At 43.3% G+C, this 10,915-nt stretch carries 8 protein-coding genes; all 8 read right to left on the bottom strand.

The genetic code is table 11. From position 1 onward, the window contains the following. Positions 1–687 precede the first annotated feature (687 nt). Positions 688–1,698 carry a hypothetical protein gene (locus tag PGX78_RS02645; RefSeq protein ID WP_270445279.1) on the bottom strand — a complete coding sequence of 337 codons (1,011 nt, stop codon included), beginning with the start codon at positions 1,696–1,698 and terminating at the stop codon, positions 688–690. Between the two features lie 225 nt (positions 1,699–1,923). Then, positions 1,924–2,466 carry a hypothetical protein gene (locus tag PGX78_RS02640; RefSeq protein ID WP_270445278.1) on the bottom strand — a complete coding sequence of 181 codons (543 nt, stop codon included), beginning with the start codon at positions 2,464–2,466 and terminating at the stop codon, positions 1,924–1,926. Then, entirely contained in the window at positions 2,463–4,904 is a 2,442-nt protein-coding gene (locus PGX78_RS02635) for a S8 family peptidase (RefSeq protein ID WP_270445277.1), read from the bottom strand. The genes PGX78_RS02640 and PGX78_RS02635 overlap by 4 nt, the downstream gene beginning before the upstream one ends. Further along, positions 4,904–6,001 (bottom strand): AAA family ATPase, encoded by a 1,098-nt coding sequence (locus PGX78_RS02630; protein ID WP_270445276.1) that lies wholly within the window; start codon positions 5,999–6,001, stop codon positions 4,904–4,906. Before PGX78_RS02630 ends, PGX78_RS02635 begins: the two co-directional genes overlap by 1 nt. Positions 6,002–6,179: 178 nt before the next feature. Next, the gene (locus tag PGX78_RS02625) at positions 6,180–6,632 is read right to left on the bottom strand and encodes a very short patch repair endonuclease (RefSeq protein WP_270445275.1); all 453 of its coding nucleotides are present in this window, start codon (positions 6,630–6,632) and stop codon (positions 6,180–6,182) included. After that, positions 6,632–7,810, bottom strand: a complete 1,179-nt coding sequence (locus tag PGX78_RS02620; RefSeq protein WP_270445274.1) for a type II restriction endonuclease — start codon at positions 7,808–7,810, stop codon at positions 6,632–6,634. Before PGX78_RS02620 ends, PGX78_RS02625 begins: the two co-directional genes overlap by 1 nt. Beyond that, positions 7,807–9,009: a DNA (cytosine-5-)-methyltransferase gene (gene dcm / locus PGX78_RS02615; RefSeq protein ID WP_270445273.1), complete on the bottom strand. Its 1,203-nt coding sequence runs from the start codon at positions 9,007–9,009 to the stop codon at positions 7,807–7,809. Before dcm ends, PGX78_RS02620 begins: the two co-directional genes overlap by 4 nt. Before the next feature lie 357 nt (positions 9,010–9,366). Next, positions 9,367–10,749, bottom strand: a complete 1,383-nt coding sequence (gene rlmD / locus PGX78_RS02610; RefSeq protein WP_270445272.1) for a 23S rRNA (uracil(1939)-C(5))-methyltransferase RlmD — start codon at positions 10,747–10,749, stop codon at positions 9,367–9,369. Between the last annotated feature and the right edge of the window lie 166 nt (positions 10,750–10,915).

Raw genomic sequence — 10,915 nt, 5'->3', positions numbered from 1 at the left:
GCAAGGCGACTGCCTCAGTCGTAGAAAGCATCCACTCCTCTATCGCCTACGGCTCTGACTCGTGGGCTTTCCTGACATGGTAATCGTAGACAACTACCACTCACTTTTCACCTTCAGTTCAAGTTCGTGGGTTGTCTTGATATGGTTAGTTTCATTGCCGCTTCAGTCACTTCGTTCCCTCACCGGCAAGACAACTGACTCAAGTCCCGGTTGCTGTTGCGGTCGCTATCGCTTCCTTACCAGCAAGGCGACTGCCTCAATATGGCTCGATTGCTTCATCTTGATGTCGAGTGTGTAGCCAAATTCGCGTTCGTTCGCGGAAATTTATCAAAGTGTGTTTTTTTGTAAAACACACCGATTTTTACCCTTGTGCGTTCTCGGAAACAGATCAAAGACCTTGCTCCTACTTATTATACGCAAACACACAGATTCGCCGACCGCTTCAAGACTTCGCTCTGAGGGAATAAGTCTGAAAGCTCATCGCCTCAACTCACTCAGGCTTTATTTCCTCCACCACCATGCTTTCCCTTGGTAACAATAAATAGCACGACCGTGCCCACTGCACCTAATACGCCATTTCTAATATTTGCATTCCTTTCGCGTCTGCAATTATCACATAACTTGTGCTTATTCGTGCTTACAAGTTCGCATCCGCACTTCTTGCAGTAACGAATTTCTAGATCTTTATTATTGCTCATCAGAATCACCTCCGGTATGTTCTGTTTCTGCGGTCAACAGATTATGTACTGAATACTCAATTTTTGCCTTCGGATCAAAGGCTGTAATCCTCGCTGCAATATCGGTAAACTGATCAACTACTTCGATCCGCTTCTGAGAAGAATTCTCGTTGAGTAACAATAATGTGTCTCGCTCATTAAGTTTATTTTCCACTATGAAGGATTTGAATTCCTCTAAGCATTCCTTGCACGGTTCATATTCTCCCAACATTGCGTATCCTTCACACTCGGTCTGCACAGAGTTAGTAATGTAAACAAGTGCCTGAAATGCGTCAATCGCCTTCCTGCTGACGTCTTTTTCTCCTTTGAAATCAAGCATCATTTGAAAATCAGACTTCTGGGAATGTTCGGTGATATGATACATATTCTGAGAAAAGTTCCGCATCAATACTCGCTTTGCATCTGTCACACTATGTATAACATCCAGCATAGCCGCTTCTCTCAGCTTTGCATCCTGAATCAGCCTTGCCTGCATTAGTTTATCCCTTGCTCCTTCTGCCATAGCAAGACGATCATTCTGTAGCTCTACGTGGATTTCTCTTATTGCATCACCGACATATTCTATTTCATCAAGAATCTGCGCCATTACCGCGTACGTCGATAAGTTGTTTAAGGACTGTGTGAGATTAGGTGTCAAAGCCATGTCCTTAAGTCTCATCTGTTTAACAAATCCATCTGCGTCACGAATTGTTGGTAGTATTTCTCCCTGCTTATCAATGGTGAATCGATAGATTCCCTTATCTATTAGATCCTTCACATAGGAATCCATCTTAGCAACCATGATGTGATCCTTGCCTGACATAGCTCCTATTACTTCTGCAATTGCAGGAAGCTTTACCTTGATATTTTCCCACTTACCAAAATACTGAATAAGACTTCTATTATCTTCATATGAGATAATGCTTAGTTCTCCGCGATTCGGCTGCCACTCTTCAATATCATATTCGAAGATCGGAACCATCTCATATTTGTCCTGCTCACTGATTGGCCTCTTTGGATCGGCACTTTGAAATCCACAATGCAGGCACTTCGTAGCTTTATCTGATATTTTTGTCCCGCATTCCGGGCATAGTATTCTGCTCGTTTATTCACGACCTTTCCTTTTTATTTGATGTTTCATAAGAGGCCTTGTAATTTTTGCGAATTAATCTTACTCGAAAATTTTTGCAAGGAAACCCTAATAGGTTTAGTCTGCACTCCAGCGAGATTCAAAATCATCATTCGACATTTTGAGACCCGTATTCAGCTTGTCGAGTATATCCTTCCCACCGGGTGTCATTCTCACGGTCATCAGGTACTGCTTTACGGCAGTGCGGATATCCCGTAAGGAGGCTTTTGCCTTAGTCCAGTTCGGAGGGCTAAACACCTTGTTGTTCTGACTTGCATCATCAAGTGCAATTTCAAAGCCCATATTCAAACACTGACCGGCGAGTTCAATAACCGTATCAAGAAGGTCGTTGTCCCTGAGCTTTTGCATTGCAACTGCCGGATTCGGAACAAGATCCTGCATCTTATTGATTTCACAGAATAGAACAGAAACAGCGAAAGGATGGTGATACGGAGCGTAAGCCTTAAGGTCTATCAAGCGGATGACATCAAGATCCATAAGCACAGCAAGCCGAGGCTCTGAATAATAAAGATTCAGAACCTCAGACTCGGTAAGTTCGTAATTGACTTTATCACATTCCGAGTTCGTTACGCGATATGCTTCCCGCTGCTTGGATATCACCCTATGCTGTCCTCCTCAATGTGAACATGTTCTCTGACTTCATTCTTGAGACGTACATTCGAATAAACGAAACCTCTCTGCTGCAATTGCTGTGTAACCTCATTATAAACAGGAGCCTTTCCTTCTGGATCTCGGATAGTCAGAAGGATACAAAATTCCTGCTCAAGCACTTCTCCGGTATCTCTTGCCTCTCGCTCGACCGCATCTCTGAAAAGACCCTCAACCTTCATGTACCATTTCCTGCTGCCATCCAGATAATTTCTGCGGTTGGCTTCCGTCATCTCATCCAGATTAACTGCATATTTCTTTACGGGATAGTACTTCTGTCCAAGTTTCAGAAGGGTGCGTTCTCTACCGAAAACCTCTCCTTCCAACACATCAAAAACTTTGCTACTGTAAAGGCTGTCTTGAATAATATTTTTTGCATCCTTAGCACCATAAGGATTTCTAACGGTTCGCTTAGTTGTATCTCTCTCCTGTATATCTTCCATTGTTCCAAAGGCAACGTTGATATTCGACTGGCAATATTCTGCAGCCTCAGATGATCTCAAAATTGGTGCGCTTACCATTGTGACGGTTATCTGTCCATGATATCGGCCATCAGATCCAATCAGGCTATCAGCAAATGGAAAATCGAGAACATCAATAAACATTCCCTTTTGTAGAGTGTCCCTCAGAACAAGCGTTATCTCATTTTCCGAATTATAAAGTATATCTCCCGTCCCCTTGGGCATACCGAAACCCATGTATTTCTTCTTATCGTCCATTGTCATCTTATCTCCGGCAGGATATACGGAATTATGGATCATAAGGGCTTTTATTAGCAGTGGATCAAAATCGCCATCCAAAAGGAAATCTAATTCCGCAGCAATCCGTGCTACCCAAGGCGTGGAAAAACTGGTGCCTAGCGCATTTGTTGGAATACCGGAAGCATCGAATGCCTTAACTCCAGTTGTTGTCATTCTGCCATCAGGGAGCTTACCGGCGTTACCACCATAAGCAACAAGGTCTGGCTTTATGATATATGAGGGTCCAGGGCCTTTTCTGCTGAACGGAGAAGGCATATCAATTTCTGCAAAATCGTATTTACCTTTCGCATTTGCAATAGACCCAACAATGATAGACCGCACTGAGTCCGCCATTTTGGCAATCCTCTCAGTGCCTCCATTCATAAAAGCCGTACTGTTTCCAACCGATTTAATGATCAGCACATGGTTTTCATCTTCTATGTTGTCCAGTGCCATACCGTATTCTGAGAAAGAATTGGTATCGCATTCTTCAGTTGTTCCCGCAGACATCGTCCAAATCTTTATATCCGGGTGACGCTCGATTGCGTCACGGACATTGTCTATCAAATCTTCAGGATACACATTCTCTTTCTTTAGATTAGGAGCGATTACAGCCTCAAGCATCATCACCCCATCTGTAGAAGAATAATCCGTATTATTTAACTCATCGCTATATTCCAAAATAGAAGCAACTATTGAACCGTGGCTTTTGTCCTGCAGACTCGCTTCGTAATATTCTTCAGACTGACTAAGAAGCCAGGGGGAAAGATATCCGTTTTTCTGAATGCCGCTGTCAAGGACACCAACAACAGGATATTTTTTCCCTTCAACAGGATGTTTTACCGCAGGAACGGACATAGCATCAAATGAATTCAGATCCGCACGAATTGGTATCGCTTCTTCAATAGATTGGACACCCTCAAAATTACGAACGGTCTCCATTTCTTCCAGACAATCAAGACTAACCCTATATAGTCTCATGTCAGATGAATACCGTGTTTCTCTGTCGATTGTAATTCCATGTGCAGCACATTGATTCTTAAACAACGTCTGGGCTAACTGATTCCTGTGAGCATCCTGATAATTAATCAGTACCACACGATAGGCTTTGTTTTCCGGATTATAATCACCACTCCACGCTTCAAACGGCTCGATATCAGCAATCGAAGAAATGATCTTTGCAGAGCCTTTCGTATCCTGCAAGGCCCTGTTGATATTTGAAATCAGTTCGTCCGTTGCTACAATGGATAGTAGCCTTCTTGTTTCTTTTGGTTCTTCCTTCTTGGGCTCCATACGGGATGAATCAACAGCTGCGGTTTCTGATTTCAGCTTTCTATCAGGCTCAATACCTATAACGTTGGCGTTGCTGTCACTATTGAGAAGATCAACGATAGCTTTTCTATGAGTCTTTGCGAGAGCTTCCTCGGTTACGGCTGTGGTCATAACCATTGGAAGTGCATGTTCCTCATTTTTATGTATCTCGAAATTGGCGGCAACCTTTGATAGACCGATTGTAAGATGCTGAGAGTGAGCAGCGAGTTCCCCATCTTTCAAGACCCACTTGGGAGGCTCATTATTACCACCGGCTTCTGTAAGTTGCTCGTCAATTTTTCTCTTCTCAAAAAATTTGATTGGCAATAGCTTATCCATTATTTATTCACTCCCTTCCCCAGAAAATTTCTAACTTGTCTTTCGGATATGGAGTAATATCTTGCGATCTGCTTTTGTGCGACACCGTTGTCATATAAAAACTTAACCGCTTCCTCCTGATTATAATTCCCGTGCCTCTTAAAAAGAAAAACTTCAACCAGATAATCAGCACATTCAATCTCTGTTTTATCTTTAAGAACAGCTTTTTTTAATACATTTTGAACAATATCTTTTATATCTGAATACGCCAGATTTTCCATGGAGTCCGTAATAGTTCTCCATTGTGGTTCATTGATGCCACTTTCATCGGCGACCTTAGGGAACTGATCTATAAATTTACGTATCTCTACATTTCCAGGTTTAGGAAGTTCAATAACAGCCTGAAATCTTCTCCAAACAGCGGAATCTAACATTTGAGCGTGATTTGTAGCAGCAATCAAAATACCATCCTGCGAAAAGTCGTCAATATTTTGAAGCAGGCTATTAACAACTCTCTTTAGTTCACCAAGTTCATGAGCATCATCCCTTGCCTTTGCAATAGCATCAAATTCATCAAGGAATAAAATGCAGGGTTGTTTTTTCGCAAAATCAAAAATACGGTGTATGTTCTTCGCAGTATTTCCTAAAAGAGAAGATATTAGAGTATCGAATCTCGCAGTAACGAGCGGCAATTTCAGTTCCGCGGCAAGATACTTTGCCGCACTCGTTTTTCCACATCCCGGAGGACCATATAGCAATAGAGTGCTACGAAACTCAAGTCCAAGAGATATCATCTTGCTTTTATTTTGGATTGTATCTCTGAAATCATTTAGCATGCTCTGTGCAGAGTCACTTAAAATTAGATTATCGACACCGGGGGCGTAATCAATATCTGCAATATCGAGTCGGCTTTCCTGATCCACCGGCATGGCTGTCAATGCATCCATAGCAGTATGGCCATTTCCCATCTTTTCCAGTACGGATAAAATTCTGCTACTCGCACGCGCTTCTCCATCGCCGCTTAACTTTTTTGCAAGAAGACGTGAATAGCTTGCCACTTTCGTTGGATCTTTTCTCAAGCCGGCTTCTATGATTTTGGCAATCTCAGTATAGTACATAGAGGCCTCCTTTCGGCCGAGGTGATAATATCATAAAATCGGAGCGTTGTAAATATTATCGGAGCGTTTTAACGGTTTTCGGATCGTTATCATTTTTAATCGTAGCGTTATGATTTTGTGATTCTTCACACAATAAAAGCCGAAACAAAATGTCTCAGCTTATAATGATAATATCTGTTTATATCTCTTTAATTTTTTCTTCTGATCGTAAAAAATCTTCTATCTGATTCAGCACCTCATCAGAGTATTGTTCCTGCCTCATCATCTGTTTTATCGTGCATTCCCAAATGATCAACGTTTTAATTCCAGCAGCTTCAAGTTCGGTTCTGACCGTCTGATCCCTCTCTACATTTTTCTGAAACTTGTCTGTCCAAAATTCAATTCTGCTTTTTGGCATGTATGCATATCTACACCCCTTATGCCTATGCCAGAAACAACCGTGAACAAAGAGTGACGTATTATATCTTGCAAGCCATGCATCCGGATGTCCCTGCACATTTTTCACATTCTTCCGGTATCGATATCCCTTTGCAAACAGCTTCTTTCGTAGCCAGATTTCCGGTTTTGTGTCTTTACTGCGAATTCTCGCCATGTTAAGACTCCGTTCTTCATGGGATTTGATATCCGCCATCAGATGATACCTTCCATTTCCCTCACATAATTCACAAACCTACCAAGAGTCCATATGCGATCCCGCTTTTCCTTCGGATATGCTGAATGATAAGCTTTTGGAACAACAAGAATTACTTTCTCAGCCTGCATTTCATCCATCTGCGCCGCCGATATACCCTGTTGCATAGTACAAAGATATTTACTCTCATCGCGAAGTCTGTCTGCCTCATTAAGTATTTGTCGCCATCTGTCCTTACAGGTAGTTTTGGCTGCCAGTGTGCAGAGTTTCTCAATTTCAAACGTCATATCATGATATGCTTCCTCTGACGGGAATAGAAAGTCCGGCTTTTTATTTCCCTCTGTAACAGCCTGTGCTGCATATTGTATTCTGTTCTCATCAAAAATTGCAGAGAGATGATGCTCGAGGCTCTTTCCGGCACGGCTTTTTCGCCGGTTCAACACCCGGTTTGCCATGATAACAAAATCATCAACCGAGGCAAACCCACCGGCTACGACATCCCCATACCTCGCATGTTCAATAGCCCGGAAGAGTGTATATTCCTGATCCGTCCATCGCAGAAGAATGGAGTCAGGATCTTTTACCGCGAGCATTTGATTCAAATACACCTGATTCTGGATGATTCTTGCTGCCTGTGACATTTCTGCTGATGCAGGAAAGTCCACCTTCAGTGTTTCAATAAACGAATCTATAGCCTGTTTTTCCCGAATTTCAGGGCTTACTCGATTAATCTCTATTGGCCTGTTTGTCTCTGCAGGAGTTAAGCCAAACGCATCAAGGAACTGCTCAATGTCATCATCTGTATTCAGAATATACCCGCGATAATCTTCTTCTGAATCCTTCACCATGACAAAAAGGGCTCCAGTGAACTCTGCTGAAAGCGGCGATTTTCCTCTTCCAAAACCCGTTATTCTCAGTTCGTTTTTACTTTCATACCAGGTAAAAGTACAGTCTGTAACGTAATCTTCCTGCCAGCGAATCCGACCATATTTCTTAAGAATATGATTTTCCCGCATTTCATCATCCGTCCAGAGCATGGCCTTAGCGGATTTTGAAATCAAAATCCCAGACTGATGACCGCCTGTCTCACCACTGTCATTTGCTGAAAGGAACTTGCAGTATGAAGGACCGCCGCTCAGCACAGCACCGATTGCTTTTGTCGTAATTTCGTTATTCATGCCATCACCGCCACTTTTCTTCCATTGGTTTCATCAGTTTCGTAAATGAGTGCAGCCCTCTGATCCTGTTGTTTTTTCTTCTTCTTTTCAGCATCAAGTTCCTTCATTTTATCCACAACAATCTGTGCGACATTAGCCATCAACGGGACGACAACAGAATTTCCAAACTGTTTATACGCCTGCGTATCAGAAACCGGAATAATAAAATCATCCGGAAATCCCTGGAGTCTTGCACACTCCCGCGGAGTCAGTCTTCTTGGGTTTTTTCCTCTCTGCTCAATCAGGATCTCTGATCCATCCTTATAATAGCGGGCGGATAATGTTCTTGACACACCGTTTGGATCAGCGATGCCGTAACCAAATCCGTTGCCTGCAGCACGGTGTTTTGCCGCATAATTCTGAAGATATATCCAAAGTTTATCTGTCAGTGTGTATTTGTCGTCTACTTTTGTTTCAAGAATTGCTTTTATTGCAGGCTTTGGATTAACAGGTGCAATGCTAAAGCGGAAGCCAATATTTCTTCCATATCTCTTCCTGTCAAAACCTACAATCAAAATACGTTCCCTGTGCTGTGGAACATAGTTCTGCCCATCAAGTACGGCATGGAATACTTCATAGTCCAATTCTTCAAGGGCTTCGGTAATAACTTTGAATGTTCTGCCCCTGTCATGGCCTTTAAGGTTCTTCACGTTCTCCAGCATAAACGCTTTAGGTCTCTTGGCCTTAAGAATCCGACAAATATCAAAGAAAAGGGTTCCCTGGGTCTTATCCTCAAACCCGGTCGCTCTTCCAAGACTTTGCTTCTTTGATACGCCGGCAATTGAGAAAGGCTGGCAGGGGAAGCCTGCAACAAGAATGTCATGATCAGGTATACTGTTTTCGTCCACTTTAGTAATATCGCCATCCGGCTGTTCTCCGAAGTTTGCAAAATAAGTCTGCTGACTGTACTTGTTCCACTCGTTGGAGTACACGCAATGACCTCCAGCCTGCTCATAAGCAAGTCTCATGCCTCCTATTCCCGCAAAAAGGTCAATAAAAGTAAAATCAGCTTCTGGCTGAACATCCCTCATTTCGCGTGTCAGGAACTGCATAAGTGCTGTAGAAACCGCATCCTGCATTGAAATATTAGTATCATCGTTATATTTGGAAATAGCCTCATAGACTGCATCATCCAGTCTGACATGTATCTGTTTCGCCATTTATGTCCACTCCTTTATTATAGGGATTTAATTTGTATTAGTTCTTTCCCAGTATACCAGAAAATTCCCCATTATTTAAGACGATGGATTTAATTTGGTATATTTTATTTCCCCTATATCCGCCCGCAGAAAATCCCCGGATACCTGACAACAGTTCTATAGTCTCAATATCTCCAAAACCATCTATGACAATAGTTCTGTAGTCTCAATGCGGCAAAAAACAGTTCTGTAGTTACAACCCTCTATTTCCCAGTGGTCAGAACTGTTGTCAATCGGCCTAAAAAAGGAATTCCGATCATTTGCCCAAACTGGGGCAGTACTTCGGAATCCCTTGATTTCAAGGCTTTTTTATACAGTTTAGTCCTTCACCCTTGACATCAATACAACGCACTCCACATGATGGGTTTGGGGGAACATGTCGACGGGTTGAACTTTTTGTGTTTCGTAGCCTCTCGTTTTCATGTATGCCAGGTCTCTTGCCAAGGTCGCCGGGTTGCACGACACGTAGACGACGCGTTTCGGTTTGACGCTTGCAATGGCGTTCAGAACTTTTTCCTCACAACCCGCTCGGGGGGGATCGATGACGATGACATCGGGTTTTACACCGCTTCTCAAGAGTTCGGGAAGTTTATACGCCGCATCGCCGCACATAAAATGAGCGTTCTTCACGCCGTTGTCCTTTGCGTTTTTTACGGCATCTCGAATGGCCGGTTCGACGATTTCAATACCGTAGGCAAACTTGGCTCTTTTGGCTAAAAATAGGGTAATGGTTCCTGTGCCGCAATATACGTCCACTACCGTTTCGTTTCCTTTAAGATCCGCATAGGACAGAGCCGTATCGTAGAGTTTTTGGGCCTGTTCGCTGTTTACCTGAAAGAAGGATTGAGCCGATATTCTGAAACTCAAGTCACCGATGGAGTCGGAAATAGTCGGACTTCCGTAAATGACCTTCGTCTTATTTCCCAAGATGACATTCGTATGGCGAGAATTAATGTTCTGAATGACGCTCGTCAGCCCCGGCACATCTTTGCGCAACATTTGCACAAGTTCTTTCATATGCGGCACCATGGGTACGGCCGTGACAATACAAACCATGATCTCACCCGAATGAACACCGGTTCTCCCCATAATATGACGGACAATTCCCGTCCCTTTGTCTTCGTCATAGGCGGGAATTTTATATTCCTTCATCCACTGCCGAACGACGGGAATAATTTCGTTATTGCCCCCTTTTTGAATGGGACAGGCATCAATGTCGATAATGCGATGCGATTTTTCGGCAAAACAGCCGATGTGAAGGCTTTTTTTATCGCCCCCCGCAGGTAGCTGCATCTTATTGCGATAGGCCCACGGGTCATCGGCTCCCAGTGTCGGCAAGACGGGAATATCTTTTAACTTGCCGATCCGTTCAACCGCATCCTGTACTTGTTGCCGTTTTTCCGCCAATTGTCCTTCGTACGACAGATGCTGTAACTGACAGCCGCCACATTCGGCATAAACACTGCAAGGCGGTTTTACCCTGTGTTCCGACGGCTTTTGCACCTTCTCTAAACGCCCCGTCGCATATTGTTTCTTTACAAAGGTAATCCGTGCCGTCACCGTTTCTCCCGGCAAGGCTCCGTCTACAAAGACCGTAAAGTTTTCCACTCGTCCCACGCCCTCACCGTTTGACCCGAGACGCAAAATATCGATAGTATATGTTTTTCCCTTTTCTACAGGAACTTTAAATTTTTCCGCCATAACTACTCCCGTTTACCCGTCTATTATATCGGCAACAACCGATTCTTTTTCAGTAGGCTCTGTTTCTTCTATCTGAAAGGCCACACGTACCCGTTCTTCATATGCAGACGTATCGGCCCCCTCACCCCCGTATAGGGTACATAAGAGGTCGCCTGCTTCCACCTTA

It is taken from the genome of Megasphaera sp. AF13-6AC, assembly GCF_027685385.1.
Classification (GTDB): domain Bacteria; phylum Bacillota; class Negativicutes; order Veillonellales; family Megasphaeraceae; genus Megasphaera; species Megasphaera micronuciformis.
The sequence above is the reverse complement of the archived record's forward strand: the minus strand, read 5'-3'. Positions and strand labels throughout refer to the sequence as shown.